Source organism: Sphingomonas faeni, assembly GCF_030817315.1.
Classification (GTDB): domain Bacteria; phylum Pseudomonadota; class Alphaproteobacteria; order Sphingomonadales; family Sphingomonadaceae; genus Sphingomonas; species Sphingomonas faeni_C.
Genome location: NZ_JAUSZF010000001.1, coordinates 260,799 through 283,938 on the forward strand (window position 1 = coordinate 260,799; position 23,140 = coordinate 283,938).

Annotated in this window: 16 protein-coding genes and 2 pseudogenes; 13 read left to right on the plus strand and 5 right to left on the minus strand. The window is 66.6% G+C overall.

The window, feature by feature from the left end; all coding sequences use genetic code 11:
• Positions 1–2 precede the first annotated feature (2 nt).
• The 7 genes and pseudogenes from murB to QFZ54_RS01340 all read left to right on the plus strand — a co-directional run.
• Positions 3–902, plus strand: a pseudogene (gene murB, locus QFZ54_RS01310) (UDP-N-acetylmuramate dehydrogenase); the annotation flags it as partial.
• A gap of 137 nt (positions 903–1,039) precedes the next feature.
• Positions 1,040–1,978 (plus strand): D-alanine--D-alanine ligase, encoded by a 939-nt coding sequence (locus tag QFZ54_RS01315; RefSeq protein WP_307083681.1) that lies wholly within the window; start codon positions 1,040–1,042, stop codon positions 1,976–1,978.
• Complete coding sequence (locus QFZ54_RS01320) at positions 1,975–2,937, plus strand: cell division protein FtsQ/DivIB (protein ID WP_307083683.1); 963 nt, start codon at positions 1,975–1,977, stop codon at positions 2,935–2,937. Before QFZ54_RS01315 ends, QFZ54_RS01320 begins: the two co-directional genes overlap by 4 nt.
• A 1-nt stretch (position 2,938) precedes the next feature.
• Positions 2,939–4,201, plus strand: coding sequence for a cell division protein FtsA (gene ftsA, locus QFZ54_RS01325; RefSeq protein WP_307083686.1), 1,263 nt, complete (start codon positions 2,939–2,941; stop codon positions 4,199–4,201).
• Positions 4,202–4,313: 112 nt separating this feature from the next.
• Positions 4,314–5,903 carry a cell division protein FtsZ gene (gene ftsZ, locus QFZ54_RS01330; RefSeq protein WP_307083688.1) on the plus strand — a complete coding sequence of 530 codons (1,590 nt, stop codon included), beginning with the start codon at positions 4,314–4,316 and terminating at the stop codon, positions 5,901–5,903.
• Between the two features lie 363 nt (positions 5,904–6,266).
• Complete coding sequence (locus QFZ54_RS01335; RefSeq protein WP_307083690.1) at positions 6,267–8,447, plus strand: tetratricopeptide repeat protein; 2,181 nt, start codon at positions 6,267–6,269, stop codon at positions 8,445–8,447.
• Positions 8,444–9,628: a deoxyguanosinetriphosphate triphosphohydrolase gene (locus QFZ54_RS01340; RefSeq protein WP_307083692.1), complete on the plus strand. Its 1,185-nt coding sequence runs from the start codon at positions 8,444–8,446 to the stop codon at positions 9,626–9,628. Before QFZ54_RS01335 ends, QFZ54_RS01340 begins: the two co-directional genes overlap by 4 nt.
• Positions 9,629–9,843: 215 nt before the next feature.
• Here QFZ54_RS01340 and QFZ54_RS01345 read toward each other — a convergent pair whose 3' ends face one another.
• Positions 9,844–10,176 carry a hypothetical protein gene (locus QFZ54_RS01345; RefSeq protein WP_307083694.1) on the minus strand — a complete coding sequence of 111 codons (333 nt, stop codon included), beginning with the start codon at positions 10,174–10,176 and terminating at the stop codon, positions 9,844–9,846.
• Between the two features lie 215 nt (positions 10,177–10,391).
• Here QFZ54_RS01345 and argS point away from each other — a divergent pair.
• Together argS and QFZ54_RS01355 are read left to right on the plus strand one after the other, a co-directional pair.
• A pseudogene (gene argS / locus QFZ54_RS01350) lies at positions 10,392–12,117 on the plus strand (arginine--tRNA ligase).
• Positions 12,117–12,836, plus strand: a complete 720-nt coding sequence (locus QFZ54_RS01355) for an SPOR domain-containing protein (RefSeq protein WP_307083696.1) — start codon at positions 12,117–12,119, stop codon at positions 12,834–12,836. The pseudogene argS and the gene QFZ54_RS01355 overlap by 1 nt, the downstream one beginning before the upstream one ends.
• An 872-nt stretch (positions 12,837–13,708) precedes the next feature.
• Here the strand turns inward: QFZ54_RS01355 and QFZ54_RS01360 are convergent.
• Entirely contained in the window at positions 13,709–13,978 is a 270-nt protein-coding gene (locus QFZ54_RS01360) for a hypothetical protein (protein WP_307083698.1), read from the minus strand.
• 270 nt (positions 13,979–14,248) lie between these two features.
• Here QFZ54_RS01360 and QFZ54_RS01365 point away from each other — a divergent pair, with 270 nt between their 5' ends.
• Both QFZ54_RS01365 and QFZ54_RS01370 read left to right on the plus strand, forming a co-directional pair.
• A complete protein-coding gene (locus tag QFZ54_RS01365) occupies positions 14,249–16,561 on the plus strand; it encodes a ribonuclease R family protein (RefSeq protein WP_307083699.1) in 2,313 nt (770 codons plus the stop codon).
• A gap of 51 nt (positions 16,562–16,612) precedes the next feature.
• Positions 16,613–16,909, plus strand: coding sequence for a hypothetical protein (locus QFZ54_RS01370; RefSeq protein ID WP_307083701.1), 297 nt, complete (start codon positions 16,613–16,615; stop codon positions 16,907–16,909).
• Between the two features lie 91 nt (positions 16,910–17,000).
• Here QFZ54_RS01370 and QFZ54_RS01375 read toward each other — a convergent pair whose 3' ends face one another.
• Positions 17,001–18,158, minus strand: coding sequence for a saccharopine dehydrogenase family protein (locus QFZ54_RS01375; protein ID WP_307083703.1), 1,158 nt, complete (start codon positions 18,156–18,158; stop codon positions 17,001–17,003).
• 108 nt (positions 18,159–18,266) lie between these two features.
• Between QFZ54_RS01375 and QFZ54_RS01380 the strand changes: the two genes are divergently transcribed.
• Positions 18,267–18,605 carry a TfoX/Sxy family protein gene (locus tag QFZ54_RS01380; protein ID WP_307083705.1) on the plus strand — a complete coding sequence of 113 codons (339 nt, stop codon included), beginning with the start codon at positions 18,267–18,269 and terminating at the stop codon, positions 18,603–18,605.
• A gap of 806 nt (positions 18,606–19,411) precedes the next feature.
• Here QFZ54_RS01380 and QFZ54_RS01385 read toward each other — a convergent pair.
• On the minus strand, positions 19,412–21,187 hold the full coding sequence (locus tag QFZ54_RS01385; RefSeq protein ID WP_307083707.1) for an ABC transporter transmembrane domain-containing protein: 1,776 nt from the start codon (positions 21,185–21,187) through the stop codon (positions 19,412–19,414).
• A gap of 187 nt (positions 21,188–21,374) precedes the next feature.
• On the opposite strand from QFZ54_RS01385, the gene QFZ54_RS01390 reads away from it, so the two are divergent.
• Positions 21,375–22,607, plus strand: coding sequence for a polyhydroxyalkanoate depolymerase (locus QFZ54_RS01390; RefSeq protein WP_307083709.1), 1,233 nt, complete (start codon positions 21,375–21,377; stop codon positions 22,605–22,607).
• 38 nt (positions 22,608–22,645) lie between these two features.
• Here QFZ54_RS01390 and QFZ54_RS01395 read toward each other — a convergent pair whose 3' ends face one another.
• Positions 22,646–23,128: a pyridoxamine 5'-phosphate oxidase family protein gene (locus tag QFZ54_RS01395; protein WP_307083711.1), complete on the minus strand. Its 483-nt coding sequence runs from the start codon at positions 23,126–23,128 to the stop codon at positions 22,646–22,648.
• Between the last annotated feature and the right edge of the window lie 12 nt (positions 23,129–23,140).

Below are 23,140 nucleotides of genomic sequence, written 5' to 3' on the forward strand. Positions count from 1 at the left end.
CTATGTCACTCCCTCCCCTAACCCCTCCCGCAAGCGGGAGGGGAATCAAGGCCGAGACCGGGGCTTCGTTGGCAGCGTTCATATGGTTTCGGACTGGTGGGCCGGCGGAGGCGCTGGTGCGGCCTGATACGGCGAACGATCTCGCTGCGTATTTGCGCGATCTCGATCCTTCGACGCCAGTGCTGCCAGTCGGGGTCGGCTCGAACCTGATCGTACGCGATGGTGGCGTACCGGGTGTGGTCGTGCGCCTCCCCAAGGCGATGGCGAAGGTCTCGGTACAGGATGGCCGCGTTCGCGCAGGCGGCGGCGCGATGGGGATCACCGTTGCCAGCGCCGCGCGTGACGCAGGGATTGCCGGGCTCGAGTTCTTGCGCGGGATTCCGGGGACTGTTGGCGGCGCTGTTCGGATGAACGCAGGCGCTTATGGTCGCGATGTCAGCGACATTCTGGTCGAGGCTACCGTCGTTACGCGTGAGGGTTCGGTCGAAGTCTGGCCCGCCCAGAAGCTCGGGTTCACCTATCGCCATTCCGACCTCCCGGCAGGAGCAGTGGTGGTCGAAGCCGTATTCTCCGGCACGCCCGGCGAGCCCGCCGTGATTGGTGCCGAAATGGATCGGATCGCCGCTGAGCGCGAGGCTTCGCAGCCTTTGCGGTCGCGCACCGGGGGCTCGACGTTCAAGAACCCCGAGGGGCACAAGGCTTGGGCGTTGATCGATGCGGCCGGGTGTCGGGGGCTGACTCGCGGCGATGCGCAGGTCAGCGAGAAGCATTGCAATTTCCTGCTGAACCTCGGGTCCGCGTCGAGCGCGGAGATCGAGGCGCTGGGTGAAGAGGTACGGGACAGAGTGAAAGCGCATTCGGGGGTGACGTTGGAATGGGAAATCCAGCGGGTTGGCATCGCTGCTCCCTCTCCCCCGCGGGGAGAGGGTCGGGGTGAGGGGCTGCCAAACACCGCATCGCCCGCGCTTTCTACCAGCGATGCGGCCGGTGATGGCGGGCGCCCACCCCTCGGTCCCCTCCCGCATGCGGGAGGGGAGGCATGACGGTGCCCCTTCACATCGCAGTCCTGATGGGCGGCTGGTCGGCGGAGCGTGAGGTTTCGCTGATGTCGGGCAATGGCTGTGCCGACGCGCTGGAGTCGCTCGGCCACCGGGTCACGCGGATCGATATGGGGCGGGATGTCGCTGCCAAGCTGGCGGAAGCGAAGCCGGATCTTGTGTTCAATGCACTGCATGGGACGCCTGGCGAGGATGGGTCTGTGCAAGGGCTGCTCGAACTGATGGGTCTGCGCTACACGCACTCCGGTCTTGCGACGTCGGTGATCGCGATCGACAAGGTGCTGACCAAGCTGCTGCTCGTCCCCGCCGGTATCCCGATGCCGGGCGGGCGGATCGTCAAGTCGGCGGACCTGTTCGAGAGTGATCCTATGGCGCGGCCATATGTGTTGAAGCCGGTCAATGAGGGCTCCTCGGTCGGCGTGGCGATCGTTACCGACAGCGGCAATTACGGCAATCCGATTTCGCGCGACAGCGTCGGGCCTTGGGGCGAGTTCGAGGAATTGCTCGCCGAGCCGTATATCCGTGGGCGCGAGCTGACGACCGCTGTGCTCGGCGGCAAGGCGCTCGGCGTGACCGAGTTGAAGCCCAAGAGCGGCTGGTATGATTACGACGCGAAATACACCGATGGGATGACCGTCCACGTCTGCCCGGCGGAGATCCCCGACGAAATCTCCGACGCCTGCAAGAGCCTCGCGCTCGAAGCGCACCGGTTGCTTGGCTGCAAGGGCGCGTCGCGATCGGACTTCCGCTGGGATGACGAGCGCGGGGTCGACGGGCTGTTCCTGCTCGAGGTGAACACCCAGCCGGGCATGACTCCGCTCAGCCTCGTCCCCGAACAAGCGCGGCATATCGGCATGAGCTATGCCGAGCTGGTCCAGGCGATCGTCGACGAGGCGCTTCAGGACCATCCTTCCCCATGAGCCGCACGATCAAGCGCGGTCCGCCGCCCAAGCGGCCCGCCCCGCGGCGTAAAGTCGCGGTCAAGAAGGTGTCGGTGATGGACCGGCTGGTCGGGATGCTCCCGGTCAGCGAGGAGACGCTCAAGAAAATTGCGACCTGGTCGATCCTCGGCGCTGGGGGCGCGGTGGCGATCGCGGCGGCGACATGGGTCGGCATCCCCGGCATGATCGGTGCCGCTTTGGCCGAAGGCGCCGGGCGCGCGGGCTTCAAGGTTGAGCAGATCGAGGTGACCGGTCTCAAGCGGATGGACCGGATGTCGGTCTATGCGGTCGCGCTGGAGGACAAGCAGAACCAGACGTCGATGCTGTCGGTCGATCTGGAGGCGGTGCGGCAAAAGCTGTTGCGCTATGGCTGGATCGCGGACGCGCACGTGTCGCGGCGGCTGCCCAACACGTTGCTCGTCGATATCGTCGAGCGGACGCCCGCGGCAGTGTGGCAGGACAACGGCCAGCTGACGCTGATCGATTCGTCGGGCGTGCTGCTGGAGCCGGTCCAGCCCGAGGCGATCCCGAACCTGCCGCTGGTGATCGGGCCGGGCGCGGATCGGCAGGAGGCGTCGTACCAGATTCTGCTCGCCGCCGCGCCCGCTCTGAAGCCGCGCGTGAAGGCGGCGACCTGGGTCGGCAATCGGCGCTGGGACCTCACCTTCGAGAGCGGCGAGACTTTGGCGCTACCCGAGGACGGAGCGCCCCGAGCGCTTGTGAAGTTTGCCGAACTGGACGGCGCGCGTCCGCTGCTGGGGCGCGGCTGGATCCGGTTCGACATGCGCGACCCGACCAAGCTGGTCGCGCGCAAGCCGGGTGCGAGCCTGGCGCACAGCGTCGACGTGCCGGCGCCAGCGAGCGTGCCGGAAACGGGCGAGACTACGAATACCCCGTCGCAAACGGCGGGCGCGAACGTAACGGGCGGGGAGGGATGACATGGCAAAGGTGGCACCGGAAGGGCTGATCACGGCGCTCGATATCGGGTCGTCGAAGGTTTCGGCGATGATCGCGCAGAAGGGGGACGGGGGCGAGTTGATCGTGCTCGGCACCGGCCAGCGCGAGAGCCGGGGCGTCAAGCGTGGCTATATCGCCGACATGGCGACGACCGAGGCGGCGGTGCGCGAGGCGGTCGAGCAGGCCGAGCGGATCGCCGGGATCAACATCGAGAATGTCTGGGTCGGGTTCTCGGCCGGCGGGCTGGTGTCCGATGTCGCCGAGGTCGAGTTCGAACTGGGCGGTCACCGCGTCGAGCAGCAGGATATCGACGCACTGCTCGCCGCCGGGCGCAATTCTATCGATCCGCAGGGACGGATGGTGCTCCACGCGCAGCCCGCGCTCTATACGCTAGACGGGCTGACGGGGGTGAAGACGCCGCTCGGTCTGCATGCGGATCGGCTGGGGGTGCACATCCACGTTGTCGCGGCGGACGGTTCGCCGGTGCGCAATCTCGATCTGTGCGTGCGATCGGCGCATCTCGAAGTGAAGTCGATCATCGCCTCGCCGGTCGCGACCGGGCTTGCCTGCCTCAGCGACGAGGAGCGCGAGCTTGGCGTCGCGCTGGTCGAGATGGGGGCGGGGATCACCAACGTGTCGCTGTTCGCTGGCGGCATGCTGGTCGGCCTGACCTCGATCCCAATCGGCGCGCAGGACATCACCGACGACATCGCGAGCGCATTCGGCACGCGGCGGCAGAATGCCGAGCGGATGAAGTGCTTCCACGGCTCGGCCAACGCCAGCCCCCGCGACAACCACGACATGATCCCGGTCATGCCGATCTCAGCGGAGGACGGCGCGGGCGAGGGCGCTCAGATCACCAAGGCGCAGCTGATCGGCGTGATCCGCCAGCGGCTCGAGCATCAGATGGGCGAGGTGCGTAACGCGCTGACCAAGCTGAAGTTCGAGGGGCCGGTCGGGCGTCAGGTCGTGCTGACCGGTGGTGGTGCCGAGCTGAAGGGCATCGCCGACTATGCGCAACAGGCGCTCGGGCGGTCGGTGCGGATCGGTCGACCGCGCGGGCTGACCGCGCTGCCGGAAGCGCATGGCGGACCGGCGTTCGCGACGCTAGCGGGGTTGGCCTTCTACGCGGCGACCAATCCGATCGACCTTCGCGGGCTCGCGCCGCAGCGGACGACGGTGCATCGGCCAAAGGGTATGGGCATGGTGCGGAAATTGATTCAGGCGGCGCGCGCGAATTATTAAGAGTTTCGAGGGCACTGGCGCATTTCGGCTGGAACCGGCCGGGGCGTTAGTGCACACAGGTTAATCAGGGGCCCGGTCATAGCGTATCTACCGGGTTGTGCGGAGAACGGCGATGAGCATCGAATTCCTTAGTCCCGAAGTGGACGATCTGGCCCCCCGCATCGCGGTGATCGGCGTCGGCGGCGCGGGCGGCAACGCGATCGCCAACATGATGCGGGCCGACGTCCAGGGCGTCGATTTCCTCGTGGCGAACACCGACGCGCAGGCGTTGAAGCAGTCGACCGCGCCGCAGCGGATCCAGCTCGGTACCAAGATCACGCAGGGTCTCGGCGCCGGCTCGCGTCCGGAGATCGGTCGCGCGGCTGCCGAAGAGACGATCGATCAGCTCGCCAAGATGCTCGAGGGCGCGCACATGTGCTTCATCACCGCCGGCATGGGCGGCGGCACGGGCACGGGCGCGGCACCGGTCATCGCCAAGGCGGCGCGCGACATGGGCATCCTGACGGTCGGCGTCGTGACCAAGCCGTTCGCGTTCGAGGGCAACCGTCGCGCGAAGTCGGCCGAGGGCGGCATCGACGAGCTGCAGAAATACGTCGACACACTGATTGTGATCCCGAACCAGAATCTGTTCCTCATCGCCAACGCGAACACGACCTTCAAGGAAGCGTTCACGATGGCGGACGAGGTGCTCCAGCAGGGCGTCCGCAGCATCACCGACCTGATGGTGATGCCGGGTCTCATCAACCTCGATTTCGCCGACGTCCGCTCGGTGATGCAGGAGATGGGCAAGGCGATGATGGGCACCGGCGAGGCCAGCGGCGACAACCGCGCGCTCGAGGCGGCGCAGAAGGCGATCTCCAACCCGCTGCTCGAAGGCGTCAGCATGCGCGGCGCGAAGGGCGTCATCATCTCGATCACCGGCGGCGACGACATGCGCCTGCTCGAAGTCGACGAAGCCGCGAATCACATCCGCGACCTGGTCGATCCCGATGCGAACATCATCTGGGGTTCGGCGTTCAACCAGGAGCTGGAGGGCAAGATTCGCGTCTCGGTCGTCGCGACCGGGATCGACGCCGATGCGCGCCCGCCCGAGGTTGCGCCCGAGCCGACGCGCTCGTTCAGCTTCGGATCGCGCAAGACCGACGAGACGACCTCGTTCCGTCCGAGCGAGCCCGCTACGGCGTCGGCCGCGCCCGCTGCGTCGTCCGCTGACGAAGAGCCGCTCGACCTGAACGCGTCGTCGGAAGTCGAGGCGTCGTCGTCGAAGTCCGATAACGAACTGGTGCTCGGTGCCGAGACGATCGTGCCGCAGGCCGCACCTGCTCCCGCCGCACCGGCGCCGCAGCCCGCACCTGCGCCCGCACCCGCGGCGCGCACTTATGGCGAGGAGCCCTACGGCCGCGGTCCGATCGCGCGTCCGGCGTCGGCATCGTCCGTACCGCCCGCTCGCGCACCCATCGCGCCTGCAATTCCGGTACCGACCCCGGCTGCCGACGAAGGTGGTGCCCGTCGCCGCTGGCTCGCTCCGGGTGCAGAGGCTGCGCCCGAGGCGGTACCGGCCGCACCGCGCGTGAAGCTCGGCGGCACGCTGTTCGAACGCATGTCGAACGCAGCCCGCGGCGCAGCGAAGGAAGACGGCGAAGCGGCTCCCCAGGATCCGCTCGACATCCCGCGCTTCCTGCACCGCCAGAACAACCAGTAAGCCTGGGCGCCGTTCTCTCGATTTGGCGGGAGAACGGCGGGGCAAGTGGGTTGCTCGGGGGCATCGTTTGCCAACATATTCACCTCCCCGGTGGAGGCTGCGGCCCAGTTGGCAAGATCGATGTAACGGAGCGCTTTCCATCGTCATTTCCGTCTGCCAACTGGACCCCGGCCTTCGTCGGGGAGGCGGCGTTTCAAAGTGAACGCTTTTCCAAGATCACAGATGTCGAATCCGCAGATCGTAACCCTCGCCCGTTGCTTGCTCCTCGGCGCTTCACTCGTCGCCGCCCCAGCCCAGTTCGCCGCGCCCGTGCGTCGCAGATGTTGCCGGTTCGATCGGGCTGGCGTCTAGACAGATGATCTCATGACCCGCTCGTCCCATCATCTCCTGACCGCCGCGCTGGCCCTGGTCCTCGCGGCCGTACCCTGCGCCGCGTCCGCGCAGGCCATCGTCCAGGCGATTCCCGGCACGACCGATGCGGACAAGCTCGGCGACGTCATGCGCCAGCTCGCGAGCAACCCCCGCAACATCGACGCACTGATCAAGGCCGGCGATTTGTCGATGGGCCTAGGCGACCTCAGCGGTGCGGCGGCGTTGTTCGCTCGCGCCGAAAAGGTGAACCCGCGCGACGGACGCGCCAAGGCGGGAATGGCCTCGATCCTCGTCCGGTCGGAACGTCCGGGCGAAGCGCTCCGCTACTACGCGCAGGCGGAAGGCCTCGGCCTCGACCCACGCAATTTCGCCGCCGACCGCGGCCTCGCCTACGATCTGATTGGCCAGCAGGACCGCGCCCAGCGCGACTACCGCGTAGCACTCCGCGATGCCCCCGATGACGAGACCATCCGGCGATATGCGCTGTCGCTCGGCATTTCCGGAAAGCCCGACCTCGCGATCCAGCAGCTCAACCCACTACTGCTCAAGAGCGACCGTGGTGCGTGGCGCTCGCGCGCTTTCATCATCGCGATGAACGGCGACGTCGCTGGCGCCGAGAAGATCGCAACCACGATGATGCCGCGCGGGACCGCGCAGGGCTTGCAACCCTTCTTTCAGCGCCTGCCGACACTCCCGGCGAGCGACCGCGCCTTCGCGGTACATTTCGGCGAAGTCCACGCAACGCCCGCGCGTCTCGCGGATGCACGAATGGCGCCGCCACTGGGCATGCTCGCCGCAGACCCGACCGCTCCGGTAATGATGGCCGCGGTGACGCCACAACCCACAGTCGTCGCGACCACCGGCAAGAGGGACAAGCGCGACCGCCGCTCCAGGCCCGACCGGGTCCAGATGGCTGCGGCAACGCGCACGCCCTCGCCAACCACCGCCGCGCCAACCACAACCGCGCCGCGTACCACGACGATCGTTCCCGCGCCGACCCCAACCCCCTACGCCCCACCGGTCCAGCTCGCAGCCGCGCCGATGCAGATGGTCCAGCCGCTCCCCACCCGCACGGTCCAGCCCGCACCGCAGCAAAGCTATTCGGCACCGACCGTCGCGGTCCAGGGTGCCCGCATCAACCCGGCCGCGGAAACGAACTCGGTGGTCGCGGCCACGATCCCACCGAGCATGGCGTCGGTACCGGCAAATTCGGTCGCGCGCGTTCTACCCGCCCCCTCGACGGCCGGAACCCTTCCCCAGAGCGTAGCTACGCAGATGGCGGCGATCCCGGTGGGACAGGCAGCGACCGATCCGACCCGCGCAGCCAACGCGCTCGCGGCGTCGGCGGTGGCGTCGCCCTCGGTTTCCGCGCAACCGGCTTCCATCCAGTCGGCACCCGTTCCGCAGACCGTCCCAGTCCAGAGCGCCAGCGCCGCAACGCCGACGCCCGGTTTCACCAGTACGCCTGCGCCGCTAACCACGACCGAAGTGGCCGCCACGGCACCGCCGCGCACCCACGCGGTCCCGGCGAGTGAGGACTCGATCCTCGCGCGGATCGTCGCCGGCCTGTCGATCCCCGCCTCCGAACTCGACGTCGCGCCGATGCGTCCCGCGCCCGTCGTGACACCCGCCGCCATCCCGGTTTCGGACGATGCCGAGCGTGTACTCGCGGAGGCGAAGGCCAAGACCGAACGCGACGCCGCCGCCAAGGCGATCGCGGCAAAGACGCTCGCCGCCGAAAAGCTCGCAGCCGACAAGAAAGCCGCGGCCGACAAGAAGGCCGCAGCGAAAAAAGCCATCGCCGACAAGAAGGCGCTGGCCGAGAAAAAGGCCGCGGCCGCCGAAAAGCTCGCCGCCGACAAGGCCGCAGCCGAAGAAAAGCGGATCGCGCGTGCCAATCCCGCGCGGACCTGGGTCCAGGTATCGACCGGCCCCCTCGAGGGCGACCTGCCCAAGGCGTGGAAGAACGCCAAGGCCAAGGCCCCGACCGTGTTCGGCACCCGCGCCGGCTGGACCGCGCCGTGGAAGGCGACCAACCGCGTGCTCGCCGGCCCGTTCAAGACCGATGCGGAAGCCCGCACCTTCGTCAATCAACTCGCCAAGGAAGGCGTCCCGACGTTCACCTTCACCAGCGATCCCGGCGAAATCATCACCAAGTTGCCTGCGAAGTGAGTTACCGTGCGCCCTGGGCATCGGACCCGGCGCGCAGCAAAGGACGGCTTCACGAGGAACAGAACGGGTCCGTCCGTGGCCCGCGCGATGCCTTCCAGCGCGACCGCGACCGGATCATCCACTCGATCAGCTTCCGTCGTCTGCGCCACAAGACGCAAGTCTTCATGGCCCCCGACGGCGATCATTTCCGCGTCCGCCTGACGCACAGCCTGGAGGTCGCGCAGATCGGCCGGACGATCGCGCGGACGCTGGCGCTGAACGAGGATCTGACCGAGGCGCTGTGCCTCGCGCACGACATCGGCCATCCCCCGTTCGGCCATGCCGGCGAGGACGCGCTGAAGGCGGCGCTGATGCCGTCGGTCGAGGACGGCGGGCAGGGCGGGTTCGATCACAACGGCCATACGTTGCGCACGCTGGTCACGATCGAGCGGCCTTATCCGATGTGGAACGGGCTCAACCTGACCTGGGAAACGCTCGAAGGGCTCGCCAAGCATAATGGCCCGGTGCGAAATCCGGGCTGGGCGCTGGCGGCGGCGGATGCCGAGTTTCCCCTGGCGCTGACCAGCTTCTCGTCGCTCGAGGCACAGGTCGCGGCGATCGCCGACGATATCGCCTACGACAATCACGACATCGACGACGGCCTTCGCGCCGGGTTGCTGACGCTCGACCAGATGCTCGCGGTACCGCTGGTCGCGCGCGGCTGGGACGACGTGCGTCGCCGCTTCCCCGACGTCGCGCCGAAGCGTCTGGTCGGCGAACTCGTCCGCACGCAGATCGGGACGATGGTCAACGACCTGATCGCCGAGACACGGCAGCGGATCGCGGCGAGCGGCGTTACAAGCGTCGACGACGTCCGCGCCGCCGGGCAGTGCCTGGTCGGCTTCTCTCCCGAAATGCGCGAGGCTGAGCGCGACCTGAAGCGCTTCATGTACGCCAATCTCTACCATCACCCGCGCCAGCTGGCGGCGGCCGACGCGGCGCACGGCATCGTGTCCGGCCTGTTCGCGGTGTACCGCGACGATCCGGCGACGATCCCCGAAGAGTGGCGCGAGCGCTTGCCGACCGACGATCCCGACCGTAGCCGGCATATCGCAGATTTCATCGCGGGGATGACGGACCGGTACGCCGTATCCCGTTACCGCGAGCTGGTCGGCCCCATCGACCTGCCCGAGGGATTCTGACTTCTGCTCCCCTTCCTGGAAGGGAGGGGCTGGGGGTGGGTGGGCTGGCTTGTGCCGCTACTGTTCCACACCACGGAAACCGACCCACCCCCAACCCCTCCCTTCCAGGGAGGGGAGTCAACGGGGCAAAGGGTTTACGCAAGCGCGAGACCCAAACGCAAACGGCGGCCGGACCGAGGTCCGACCGCCGCTGCTGATACCAAAAGCAGGTCCGCTCAGCGCGTAACCGAAGCGATACCGCCGGCTGCACCATTGGCTTCGGCAGTCTTGAACGCGACCGGGACGCCGGCCGACTCACCCGATACGCGGTCGCCGCGGACGACCAAGTGGAACTTCTGGCCCGAGGGATAGCGGCGACCGTCGATGATCTGCCGGCCATGGTCCTGCGTCGAGGTATAGACGTACGTGCTGCCTTCGTGAACGAAGCTCTGCTTGGCCTCTGCGGCCATGCCGATCGTCGACGTGAGGGCGGCGGCGGCTGCTGCGATGATCTTGACGGTGTTGCGCATGATCGTGTCTCCCGCGTGGTGCTTCGAGCCGGTCTTCACCCAACTCTCAAGTCGACGAAATATTGCGGTGCAGCATGAGTTGCAATTGCAAACCTATCCATCGCGATTGCGCGTACTGCAATGATGGTCCGTAACGGCACCAATTGCCTCAGATATCCTCGTCGCCCGCGACGGACGTCACTTAACTGGATTAAAATTGAGCACCGCGCCGCTATGGTCTAGAGCGCGCGTTTCCTCGACGTACCGGGACTGCCATGACGCTCTACACCCGTTTTGCCGCGCACATCGACGCGGCGCTCGACACCCTGACCGCGGCGGGCACGCTGCCGGCGGGGCTCGACCGCAGGAACGTCACGGTCGAGCCGCCGCGCGACACCAGCCACGGCGATCTCGCGACCAACGCCGCGATGGTCCTCGCCAAGCCCGCCAAGACCAACCCGCGCGTGCTGGCCGACGCACTGGTCGCCGAATTGTCGAAGCTTGAGGACGTCGCCTCGGCCAGCGTCGCCGGCCCGGGCTTCATCAACATGAAGCTGACCGACGACGCATGGCGCGCGGAACTCGCCGCGATCCCCGGCGGCGGGCGCCGATTATGGTCGCTCGAAGCAAGGCGCGGGGATCACCGTCAACATCGAATATGTCTCGGCCAATCCGACCGGACCGATGCACATGGGGCATTGCCGCGGCGCGGTCGTCGGCGATGCACTCGCCAGCCTGCTCGAGTTCGCCGGCCACAAGGTGATCCGCGAATATTACGTCAACGATGCCGGCGGCCAGGTCGATGTGCTCGCGCGCTCGGTCCACCTCCGCTACCGCGAGGCGCTCGGCGAGACCGTCGAGATCCCCGAGGGCCTGTATCCCGGCGACTATCTCGTCCCCGTCGGCCAGTCGCTCGCGAAGGAATTCGGCGACCGCTACGTCGGCGCGCCCGAGGGCGAATGGCTGGTCGTCTTCCGCACGCAGGCGGTCGCCGCGATGATGGTGATGATCCGCGCCGATCTTGCACTTCTCGGGATCGAGCACGAGGTGTTCGCCTCGGAAGCCGAGCTTCAGGCTGCGAAGAAGCCGGACGCGGCCGAGGCGGAACTGCGGTCGCGCGATCTCGTCTACGACGGCGTGCTCGAAGCACCGAAGGGCGAGACGCCCGACGATTGGGAGCCGGTCGAGCTGCCGCTGTTCCGCTCGACGCAGTTCGGCGACGATCAGGATCGCCCGATCAAGAAGTCGAACGGGTCGTGGACCTATTTCGGCGCCGATCTCGCCTATCATTTCCAGAAGAGTCAGAGCGCCGATCAGCTGATCGACATCTGGGGCGCGGATCATGGCGGTACGGTCAAGCGGATCGTCGCGGCGGTGGCGGCGCTGACCGGCGGCAAGACGCGGTTCGACGTCAAGCTCGTCCAGATGGTCCGGCTGTTGCGCAACGGCGAGCCGGTCAAGATGTCGAAGCGGTCGGGCAACTTCGTCACGCTGGCCGACGTCGTGCGCGAAGTCGGCAAGGACGTCGTGCGCTTCACGATGCTGACGCGGCGGTCCGACGCGCAGATGGACTTCGACTTCGCCAAGGTGGTCGAGGCGTCGAAGGACAATCCGGTTTTCTACGTCCAGTACGCACACGCTCGCATCGCATCGCTGCACCGGCGTGCGGAAGAGGCGGGAATTACGCCGATTGCGGCCGACCTGTCCCGGCTTGATACGGACGAACTGGCACTCGTTCAGCTTGCGGCGCAATTTCCGCGGCTTGTCGAGATCGCCTCGACGGCCCGCGAGCCACATAGAATTGCATTCTATCTCTACGACTTGGCGGCGGCGTTCCATGCGCTGTGGAACGTCGGCAACGACCGTCCCGATCGCCGTTTCCTGGTGATCGAGGATCCGCAGGCCACTGCGGCACGGCTTTTCTTGGCATCCGCGATAGGGCAGATTATCCGCAACGGCCTCGCGATCATGGGCGTCGAGGCGGTTTCGGAGATGAAGTGATGGCCGACCATATGGATCTGCGCGAGGAAGACCGGCTTCCCTGGCTCGAAACCGTCGAGCCGGACGAGCAGGACACCGTCGGCATCGGCCGCGTGATCGCGTTTGTCGTGCTCGGCCTCGCGGTGCTCGCGGCCATCATCTTCGGCATCTATGCGCTGCAAGAGCGCACGCCCACGGGCGATGGCCAGCTGATCGCCGCGCCGGCAGGCGAGTATAAGGTCAAGCCGGACGATGCTGGTGGCCTGAAGGTCAAGGGTGAGGGCGAGTCGGCGATCGCGACCAGCGCGGGCAAGTCGGGCAACGGCGCGATCGACCTTCGCGGCGTGCCCGAGGCACCGGTCGCAGGCACGCGGGCGGTCGCTCCCAAGGCGGACGATGCGGCGGGTCGCAATGCGGTCGCGCAAGTGCCGGCATCAGGTGGCCGGCTGGTCGCGGCGGCCCCGTTGGCGCCATCGACGCCCAACGGCGCCGGCACGGCCACCGGTGGGTCGCTGGTCCAGTTGGGCGCCTATCCCAGCGAAGCGGTCGCCAATGCGGCATGGGCCAATTTCTCGAAGCGGTTCGCGTATGTCGGCGCCCTCGGCAAGTCGGTCCAGCCGGTCGCAACTGGTGGCCGCACCCTGTATCGCCTGCGCGTGAACGCGGGCAGCGCGGACCAGGCCGCGGATATCTGCGGTCGGTTGCGTGTTGCCGGCGAAACCTGCTTCGTCGCGAGCTGAGCGTGACGGCTAACCGGGAAGGACCCGTCCGGTCCGGTTGAGGGTGAGCTAGCTGACGAGGATCGACGTTCGGCGATTTCGGCCGCTACGATCGAATACGCGTGTTACGCCGGATTGGTTCGCCATTTACCTTTAAGAGCAGGCAAATCCTGTTTTCCCGGGAAGGCCGGGATCCAGACCCGGCTCGCTCGTAAGGGCGCGCTGAGAAGGCGATGTCCTGACGCAACGGGGTGGCGACGTCGGTCTGCGCGATCGGTGGCAAGGCTCCGGCTAAAAATCGCGTGTCCCTCGCGATCGATCCTGTCCACCGCTGATCATCTCACTGCTGATCATCTCACTGCTGATCATCGTGCAGGTTTCCGCCTGACGGTCTTGTTCTCCCGTGAAACTTGTTCTCTTGCGAAAGCGGGAGCCAGGGTACCAAGCGCAGCCCATGTGGTCCTGGGCTCCCGCTTTCGCGGGAGAACAGCGGAAATTCGGGTTGCACATGGACGGCGGCAAGCGCGGACGCCGCTTACAAAACAGTTTGCTGCCGAAGCCGGAGAACCCGGAGCAACGTCCGCCACGATAGATATAAATAGCGTTCAGGACGGTAACACTGGGGAGAAGGTTGTCGCGACCGCCTACGTCCCAGGTCGGAGAACGTCCGGCGCTTCCCATATTCGGGCGGAAACAATAACCGACTGATTACGGGTTTCGCGGCAAAGCCGCTATCAGCGGCCAGTCTGCTATCAGGCCAGCCTGCTATCAGAGGAACGTGTAGCGCGAGTTGCAATCTGGCCGTCTCCGACCATGCAAGCTATTCTTGAGGCCGAGCGCTTCACAAGTGCGGTCGGCACACAAAACCCATGGCCGATCTTCGCCTATACGATCTAGACCGTACGACGATGCTTCCCGCCGTACTTACGCCCGATATAGTCGCCGATCTGCGCGACCTCGGTGGCGGCTGCGCGCGCACCGTCCATCTGGCAGGGCAGCGGATCATTGTCGTGATTGGCGACCCGAGCCTGGACCTTGTCGCACAACTCCTCGATGTCTGCGCGCGACAGAATGTTCTTCTCGCGCAGCAGGCATATCAGGCTCTGCAGGATGACGAGGTTCTTGTCCTCGGGATCCGCTTCGAGTTTCAGGGACGTTGCCATGATCTCTCTCCTTCGGCGTTTCCGACAGACTATGCCCATCTACGGGGGTTGCAACCCCTAATACGCAAAACATACCGATTGCTCAAAATAATATGAACGACGTCAGTCGCACGAAGGGCTAGGCAAAACCCCGACGTACCGGATCGGGTATCGCTTGACCCTCCAGCGTCATGGCATCGATCCCGTCCGTGACGAGACGGAACGAACCGGCACCCGAAAGGCGACCGGTTGCGGGGTGACGGAACGGCTCGGCGTGCTTATCTCTACGCGATGTACAAACCAAAAGCCGGTCTTCCGACGCGCGAGCAGATCCTCGATTTCATCGCCAACTCCGACGTGCCCGCGGGCAAGCGCGAGATCGCCAAGGGCTTCGGGCTCAGCGCGCAGGACAAGATCGGGCTCAAGGCCCTGCTCAAGGACATGGCCGACGAGGGGCTGATCGACAGCGCGCCCGGTCGCGCGTTTCACAAGATGGGCGGCATCCCGAAGGTGACGGTGCTGCGGATCGCGGACGTCGACGATGGCGGCAATGTCTGGGCGGTGCCGGAGCGTTGGGAAGCGGAGGGCGTGCCGCAGCCACGCTTGCGCGTCCGCGAGCGGAAGCGCGGTGCGCTCGGCGTCGGCGAGCGGATCCTCGCGCGGACCGAGGAAGCCGGGAACGGCTGGATCGCGCATCCGATGAAGGTGCTGGCGCCGGCGTCCGAGCAAGTCCTCGGCGTTTTGCGCGAGGAGGCCGGGCGGCTCTGGTTGACCGGCGTCGACAAGCGCGAGCGGCGCGAGTTCGCGGTGGCGGATGCGGGTGGCGCGGCACCGGGCGACCTCGTGCTGGCGGAACTCGCGGGCAAGCCGCCTAAGATCGCGGCGCGCGTGGTGTCGAAACTGGGCGATCCGTTCGCGGCACGCAGCTTCTCGCTGATCGCGATCCACAAGCTCGGCATTCCCGACGTGTTCTCGCAGGAGGCGCTCGACGAGGCCGAACGCGTGGCGAAATTGCCGCTTGGGGAGGGCCGCGAGGATCTGCGCGACTTGCCGATCGTCGCGATCGATCCGGAGGACGCGCGCGATCACGACGACGCGGTCTGGGCGGAGGCGGACGACGATCCCTCGAATGCGGGGGGGTGGAAGGCGATCGTCGCGATCGCCGACGTCAGCTTCTACGTGCGGCCGAAGTCGGAGGTCGATCGCGAGGCGCGGCGGCGCGGGAACTCGGTCTATTTCCCCGACCGCGTCGTGCCGATGCTGCCCGAGATCCTGTCGGCCGAGGTGTGCTCGCTGAAGGAAGGCGCGGACCGTGCCGCGCTCGCCTGCCATCTGCGGATCGGCAAGGACGGCTCGCTCAAGTCCTGGCGCTTTACGCGCGCCGTAGTGCGGATCGCGGCGAACCTCGCCTATGAAGAAGCGCAGGCGATCATCGACTCTTCCTCCCCTCCCGTCTTGCGGGAGGGGTCGGGGGAGGGCGGTGCGCCACTGGATGCAGCCCAGACTCAGGAAGCCCCTCCCCCGACCCCTCCCGTAGACGGGAGGGGAGATATGTTGCGTGTCCTCCAGCCCCTCTGGGCCTGTTGGCACGCGCTGGCGAAGGCCCGCGACGCTTGCGCACCACTCGATCTCGACCTCCCCGAACGCCGGGTCGTACTCGACGAGAAGGGGCGCATCATGTCGGTGTCCCCGCGCGAACGGCTCGACGCACACCGGCTGATCGAGGACTACATGATCGCCGCCAACGTCGCCGCCGCCAAGGCGCTCGAGGCGAAGAAGGCCCCCGTGATGTACCGCATCCACGAGCCACCCAGCCGCGAGAAGCTGGCGGCCCTCAAGGAATATCTCGAGACGTTCGACGTGCCGTTCGCGCTCGGGCAGGTCATCCGCCCGGCCACCTTCAACCACATCATCGAGCGGATCGGCGACGCGGATTTCCGTCCTCAGGTGATGGAGCAGATCCTCCGCACCCAGACCCAGGCCTATTACGCGCCCGGCAATCACGGGCATTTCGGCCTCAGTCTCGGCAGTTACGCGCATTTCACGTCGCCGATCCGGCGCTATGCCGATCTGCTCGTCCACCGCTCGCTCGTCTCCGCTTACGGGCTTGGCGAGGGCGGGTTGCCCGCCGACGACGCCGCCAACATGGAGTCGGTCGGCGAGATCATCAGCCGGCTCGAACGCCGCGCGATGGAGGCGGAACGCGACACCACCGACCGCTATGTCGCGGCGTTCCTCTCGGAGCGCGTCGGCCAGGTGATGGACGTGCGGATCACCGGCGTCACCAATTTCGGCTTCTTCGCGACGGTCGAGGGGATCGGCGGCGACGGCCTGATGCCGGTACGCGACCTGGGCGGTGAATATTTCCGCTTCGACGAGGGCGCGCGGACGTTGACCGGCGAGCATAGCGGTGACGTCTTCGCGCAAGGCCAGACGCTGGAGCTGCGACTGGCGGAAGCGAACCCGGTATCGGGCGCGCTTCGCTTCGAGATGCCGGAGGGCAAGGGCGCCGCACAGCCTCCCCGCGGCGGCCGCAAACCGGTGCGCGAGATCAAGCGGCGCGGTCGCCCGGCGAACATCCGCCATCAGGGAAAGCGGCGCTAGGAATTGCGAAAACCCTCCGCGCTATGCGAGATCGGCGCGGGGGAAAATGCAATGCGAGGACTTATCCTGGGCCGGTCGCGGCGTCGGATCGTAAGCGATTTCGTTGCGGCGAAGGCCACCGTGGCTGAACGCGCCATCGCCTATCAGGCCGAGGATGCCGGCATGTTTCGACGCCTGTGCGGCTACGGCGCGATCGTCGAAGACGGCGCAGGGCGCTATCATCTCGACGCTGGCAAGCTGGGCGCGTTTCGCGGTGCCGTGCGCCGGCGGGCCGCAGCGATCGCGGCGACGTCGGGAGTCGTCGCCAGTGCAGCCGCCGCAGCGATGGTGTTCGCGCTGGCGGAGTGAAGCTGGGCTACGGCGGGAACCCAGACTGAGCTCCCGCCTCCACGGGAGAACAAGGCGGCGGGTGCAGTCGCTGGATGAAGATCCCAGCCTATCACCCGACCGTAAAGCTCAGCCCCGCCTTCGCCACCAACCGATCGCGCAGTTTTGCGCCCATCAGTGCCCCCGGCGTCCAGATCCCGCCATCGCCCTCGACGTCCTGCACGAGGCACAGCGCGGCCTCCGCGATCATCTTGCTGGTCGAGCCATAGCCGGGGTCGCGGTCGCCCGTCACCACCGCGTCGATCCGCTCGCCGTCCGGCATGATGCCGACGAACAACAGGTCGTAATGACCGGCGTCCCGCTCCGCCTTCGACGGCCCTTCGCCCGGCTTCGGCCCCTTGTCGCCGGCGAACGGATTGAACTTCGCGATCGCCTCGGCCGCCACCTTGCCGAGATCGCCCAGTCCCGCGACCATCATCTCGTCATAGACGAAGTCCGCGCCATACGCCTCGCCGAGCAGGAAGTTCGTGCGGTGGACGTTCTTGGTGTTGATCGGCGCCATCACGAACGGCGCGACCCAGGCCGAGATGGTCGTGTCGTATTCGGGGATCAGCCCGGTCGGCTGGTGCGGGCCGCTGAAACCCGGCGTCAGCGCGAATGGGCTGGTCAGCAGCTTGACGATGCCGGGATCGCGCGCGGCGGCGGCCAGCGTCGCCTTCAGGCTCGCCGCGGTGCCGCCCGAGAACGTGCCCTGCATTTTCCGCACGCGGCCTTTCACGCGCGGCGCGGGGGCGCCGAATTTGGCCTTCGCCGCCTCCTGCAACGTCAACACGCCGAGATCGAACGGGATCGAGTCGAACCCGCACGAGAACACGATCCGCGCGCCGGTCCGTGTCGCTTCGCCCTCATGCGCGTCGATCATGTGGCGCATCCATGCCGGCTCACCGCACAGGTCGACATACCCGGTCCCGGTCGCGGCGCAGGCGGCGACGAGGTCGGAGCCGTACAGCTGGTACGGACCGACCGTGGAAATCACGACGGTGGCCCGCTCCGCCATCGCGCGGAGGCTCGCGGGAGTATCGGAATCGGCGGTGATCAGCGGCGTGTCGGCAGGCGCACCGATCAGGTCGCGGACCTCCTGCAACTTCGCCAGCGAACGCCCGGCCATCGCCCACCGAACACCCGCCGGATAGGTCTGGACGAGATATTCGGCGACCAGCCGTCCGGTGAACCCGGTCGCGCCGTAGATGACGATATCGAAGTCGCGCATATCCATCTCCTGTTTCGCCGAGTTTGCGCGCCTGCGCACGTCGTCGCAAGTGAAACGCCATCGAAGGTGTGGCTCGCCATGCGCGCACCGATCTGCAAGGATCGCCCGATGGCATCCGATCGCAACACCGTCGCGTTCATCGTCGACCAACTCGCCGGAGCCGGAGACGTCTCGGCCAAGCCGATGTTCGGCGAGTACGGCGTCTATTGCGACGGCCGGATGGTAGCGATGGTCTGCGACGACCAGTTGTTCGTGAAGCCGACCCCGGGCGGCCGCGCATTCGCAGGCGCGATCGACGAGGCCTCACCCTATCCAGGGGCGAAACCGTGCCTGCTGGTCGACGCCGACCGTTGGGACGACGCAGATTGGCTAGCCGATCTCGTCCGCATCTCGACTGCGGAATTGCCGCTGCCGAAACCGAAAAAGCCCAAGGTAAAGAAGGTCTAGGCGGATCGATGTTCAGCGGTTGCCGGTCATGACAGCCCAATAGCGCCGTCATCCCCGACTGGTTCGGCGGCTATCCCGGTCGAACGAGCGCGCCCGCCACGTCCCAAAACGCCACGATCTGCTTAACGCGTGAGTCCGAGAGCACGACTGCTCCCCCCTCCCTGGAAGGGAGGGGCCGGGGGTGGGTAGGGTTCCGCATCAGGTAACATTAGCGACACAAGCGAGCCGACCCACCCCCAACCCCTCCCTTTCAGGGAGGGGGGAAGAAAGATGGGACGCCGTCGGCGGAGGCCGGGGGCCAGGTGGAAAGGCCGTAGTAACGGAGCGCAGCCGTTGTCATCGACGTTTCCCAATTGGACCCCGGCCTCCGCCGGGGGGGATGGTTGTTGGTTCGGTACGATTACGGAACCAGTCCAGACCGACGGAGAAATTCTGGAACTGTCGCGAGCGGAACCTTGGCTCCCAAACACCTCGCAGCTTACCCCGGTCGAACGAGCGCCCCCCGCCACGTCCCGAAACGCCCCGATCTGCTTAACGCGGAAGCCTGAGAGTACGACTGCTTCCCCCCTCCCTGGAAGGGAGGGGCCGGGGGTGGGTAGGGTTCCACATCAGGTAACGTTAGCGACACAAGCAAGCCGACCCACCCCCAACCTCTCCCTTCTAGGGAGGGGCGAAGAAAGGTGGTACCCCGGGCTCCACCGGGGAGGTGATCGTTGGTCGGGTTTGATCACCGCCCCAGGCCGGTCCAGGGCGACCGAGAAATTGTGGCACTGCCGCGACCCGAAACAGCCGAACCCATCAGAGCCCTAAGCCGCCTCGTTGAACTGCAAACTCGCCAGCCGCGCGTACAGCCCGCTGTTCGTCATCAGCGACCCATGCGAGCCCTCCTCGACGATCTGGCCATCGCTCATCACGATGATCCGCTCGGCCGCGCGCACGGTGGCGAGCCGGTGCGCGATGACCAAAGTCGTACGGTTCGCCATCAACCGCTCCAGAGCCTCCTGCACCAACCGCTCGCTCTCCGCATCGAGCGCACTGGTCGCCTCATCCAGCAGCAGGATCGGCGCATCGCGGAGCAGCGCACGCGCGATCGTCACGCGCTGACGCTGGCCGCCCGAAAGCCGCGCACCGCCTTCGCCCAGGAACGTGTCGAGGCCCTCGGGCAATTTGCGCAGGAATTCGGCGGCGTTGGCGGCTTCGGCGGCGGCCCAGAGCTGGTCGTCGGTCGCGGACCAATCGCCGTAGCGGAGGTTGTCGCGCGCGGATGCACCGAAGATGATCGTCTCCTGCGGCACCATCGCGATCCGCGCGCGGACCTCCGCCGGGTCGGCGTCGCGCAGGTCGATCCCGTCGAGCGTCACGCGCCCCGCATCGGGATCGTAGAAACGCTGCACCAACTGGAACAACGTGGTCTTGCCCGCACCGGATGGCCCGACGACGGCGACCGTCTCGCCCGGCTTCACGTCGAGCGAGAAGCCGTTGAGCGCGGCGACGTCGCGGCGCGTCGGGTAATGGAACTGCACGCCCTCGAACGCGAGCGCGCCACGCGGGGGCTGCGGCAGCGCGACCGGGTTGGCGGGCGCGGCGATCTCGGGCGTCTCGCGCAGCAATTCCGACAGGCGCCCGGCGGCGCCGGCGCCGCGCAACAGGTCGCCATACACTTCGGTGAGCGCACCGAACGCGCCCGCGACGATCCCGCCGGTCAGCACGAACGCGGCGATCGCGCCGCCGCTGATGCGACCGGCCGCAACGTCGACCGCGCCTTCCCACAGCACCAACGTGATCGACCCGAACACGAGCCCGATCACGATCGCGGTCATCACCGCACGCAGCATGATCCGCGCGCGCGCCGCGGCAAACGTCGCGCCGACCGCGTCCGCGAACCGCGCGGCCTCGCGGTCTTCCTGCCCGAACGCCTGCACGACCTTCATCGCGCCGAGCGTCTCGGTCGCGATCGAGCCGACGTCGGCGACACGGTCCTGCGAGGTCCGCGAGTAATTGCGTACGCGTTTGCCGAGCAGCGCGATCGGCAGAATGATCAGCGGAATGCCGATCATCAACATGCCCGCGAGCTTGGGCGAGATCGCGAATAGATAGATCAGCCCGCCGATCCCGGTGAAGGTGTTGCGCAACGCGATCGACACCGTGCTGCCGACGACCTGTTCGATCAACGCAGTGTCCGACGTCAGGCGCGACGCGATCTCGGACGGACGGTTCTCCTCGAAGAAGCGCGGCGTCAGGCGGAGGAGGTGGCGCTGCACGGTGGTGCGGATGTCCGCGACGACGCGCTCGCCCAGCCACGAGACGTAATAGAAGCGCACCGCGGTTGCCAGCGCGAGCACGACGACGATCATCAGAAGATAGTGGAACGAGGTGCCGACCGAACCGCTCGCGCCGGGGCCGAAGCCGCGGTCGATCACGCGCTTGAACCCGTAGGGAATGCCGATCGTCGCCGCCGAGGTCATCATCAGCGCGAGGCCTGCGAAGGCGATCTGTCGGGGATATTGCGAGGCGTGCCGCCACACCATCGCGAGATCGCCGATCCGGCGGGACGTCTTCTCTTCGGGTATCGGCTTGGCCATCCGCGGTGCCTAGCAGTGGCGAGGGTGGCGCTCAACGAGAACCGGGCGCCGTGAAGGGCGACGATCCGTCTCTCTCGACCACCGCCCCAGGCCACCGCACGGGACGGAGCACCGGTCGATCGCGCGTTGCACTGCGGCAAAATTGCGTTACCACCGTCCAAAGCCCGATGAGGCGAGAGGATACCGCATGCTCTACGATGCCTATGAATTCCAGCGTTCGATGATGGCCGGCGCCAGCAGGATGGCCAGTTTCGGCGCGGATATGCTCAACAATCCGGCAAACCCGTTCGCCTATTTGGGCGGGGGCACGGTGGTGGCGTCGGCCCTCGAAGTGTTCGCACACGCGAATGCGACTCGCGGAAAGCCTGCCTTTGGGCTCGACACAACGACGATCGACGGCCGCGAGGTCGCGGTCCGCGAGGAGATCGTGTTGCGCAAGGACTTCGGGCAGCTGAAGCGCTTCGTCCGTGACGGCATCGACCATGGTCCGAAGCTGCTGATCGTCGCGCCGATGTCGGGTCATTACGCGACGCTGTTGCGTGGGACCGTCGAGCGCATGCTGCCGTTCGCGGACGTCTACATCACCGACTGGCGCGACGCACGCAGCGTGCCGTTGTCGGCCGGACGGTTCGATCTCGACGATTACATTGACTATCTGATTGCGTTCCTCGAGCAGATCGGCCCGAACGAAGGGCAGGGGGGCACGCACATGCTCGCCGTCTGCCAACCTTCGGTACCGTGCTATGCCGCCGCGGCGTTGATGAGTGCGGACAAGAACCCGTGCCGGCCGAAGACGCTGACGATGATGGGCGGTCCGGTGGATACGCGTGAGGCGCCGACCGCGGTGAACACGCTGGCGACCGAGCGGCCCCATGCGTGGTTCGAGCAGAACGTGATTGCGACGGTGCCGGGCAATTACCCGGGTGCGGGGCGGAAGGTGTATCCGGGCTTCCTGCAACTCGCCGGGTTCATGTCGATGAACCTGGGCAACCACATGGTTTCGCATTGGGAGATGTATAAGCATCTCGTCCAGGGCGACGGGGAGAGCGCGTCGCAGAGCCAGGATTTCTACGAGGAATACCGCTCGGTCTGCGACATGACCGCGGAATTCTATCTTCAGACGATCGACGTCGTGTTCCAGAGCCATGCCTTGCCGCGCGGGATCATGACGCATCGCGGACGGCTGGTAGATCCGGCGGCGATCACGGACATCGGTCTGCTCGCGGTCGAGGGGGAGCGTGATGATATTTCGGGGCTGGGGCAAACGAAGGCGGCGCTGACGCTCGCGACCGCGTTACCCGATGAGAAGAAGCGCTATCTGATGGCGGAAGGTGCCGGTCACTATGGCATCTTCAACGGCTCGCGCTGGCGCGACAAGATCGCACCGGTTGTCGAAGAGTTCATCACCGCGAACGGGTGATAAAATGGGCAGCCCCGTGCGGGCTGCCCATGATTGGCTCAGGCGATCGAGTTCACCACCGCGTGGCTGCTCGACTCGTCCGGACGGATCGTGCCGCCGAACAGCATTTTGAGACGGCCGCCGACCGAGATATCGGTTTCCCACAGCTCGGCGCTGTCGATGTCGAAGCGCAGCAGCGTGAGGTTCGGGTCTTCCTTGCCGTCCGGAAACCAAGCCTCGACCTGGTTGTTCCAGAGCTTATCGATCTGCGTGCGGTCGTTCGACGTCGAGACGTTGCCCGCCATGCAGGCGAAGAAATCATGGCCCTTGCCGACGAACTGCGCCATCGCCGCGCCGCCCTTGGCGATGCGGTTGTCGCGACCGGCGAAGAAGAACAGCGTGTTGGGCTGATCGTCGTCGATCTGCGCGGTCATCGGCTCGGAATGCTGGCCATCATGCAGCCCGATCATCACGAACGGGCTAGCCTTCAACTTGTCGATGAACTTCGCTGCGACCTCCTGCGGGGTATCCTTGTCGGCCATCGTCATTCTCCT

Bases quoted from the DNA above. Each gene is read 5' to 3' on its own strand.
- QFZ54_RS01395 (WP_307083711.1), bottom strand. From the start codon at position 23,128: ATGGCCGACAAGGATACCCCGCAGGAGGTCGCAGCGAAGTTCATCGAC.
- QFZ54_RS01320 (WP_307083683.1), top strand. From the start codon at position 1,975: ATGAGCCGCACGATCAAGCGCGGTCCGCCGCCCAAGCGGCCCGCCCCG.
- QFZ54_RS01315 (WP_307083681.1), top strand. From the start codon at position 1,040: ATGACGGTGCCCCTTCACATCGCAGTCCTGATGGGCGGCTGGTCGGCG.
- QFZ54_RS01370 (WP_307083701.1), top strand. From the start codon at position 16,613: ATGCGAGGACTTATCCTGGGCCGGTCGCGGCGTCGGATCGTAAGCGAT.
- QFZ54_RS01365 (WP_307083699.1), top strand. From the start codon at position 14,249: ATGTACAAACCAAAAGCCGGTCTTCCGACGCGCGAGCAGATCCTCGAT.
- QFZ54_RS01375 (WP_307083703.1), bottom strand. From the start codon at position 18,158: ATGCGCGACTTCGATATCGTCATCTACGGCGCGACCGGGTTCACCGGA.
- ftsA (WP_307083686.1), top strand. From the start codon at position 2,939: ATGGCAAAGGTGGCACCGGAAGGGCTGATCACGGCGCTCGATATCGGG.
- QFZ54_RS01390 (WP_307083709.1), top strand. From the start codon at position 21,375: ATGCTCTACGATGCCTATGAATTCCAGCGTTCGATGATGGCCGGCGCC.
- QFZ54_RS01385 (WP_307083707.1), bottom strand. From the start codon at position 21,187: ATGGCCAAGCCGATACCCGAAGAGAAGACGTCCCGCCGGATCGGCGAT.
- QFZ54_RS01335 (WP_307083690.1), top strand. From the start codon at position 6,267: ATGACCCGCTCGTCCCATCATCTCCTGACCGCCGCGCTGGCCCTGGTC.
- QFZ54_RS01380 (WP_307083705.1), top strand. From the start codon at position 18,267: ATGGCATCCGATCGCAACACCGTCGCGTTCATCGTCGACCAACTCGCC.
- QFZ54_RS01360 (WP_307083698.1), bottom strand. From the start codon at position 13,978: ATGGCAACGTCCCTGAAACTCGAAGCGGATCCCGAGGACAAGAACCTC.
- ftsZ (WP_307083688.1), top strand. From the start codon at position 4,314: ATGAGCATCGAATTCCTTAGTCCCGAAGTGGACGATCTGGCCCCCCGC.
- QFZ54_RS01355 (WP_307083696.1), top strand. From the start codon at position 12,117: ATGGCCGACCATATGGATCTGCGCGAGGAAGACCGGCTTCCCTGGCTC.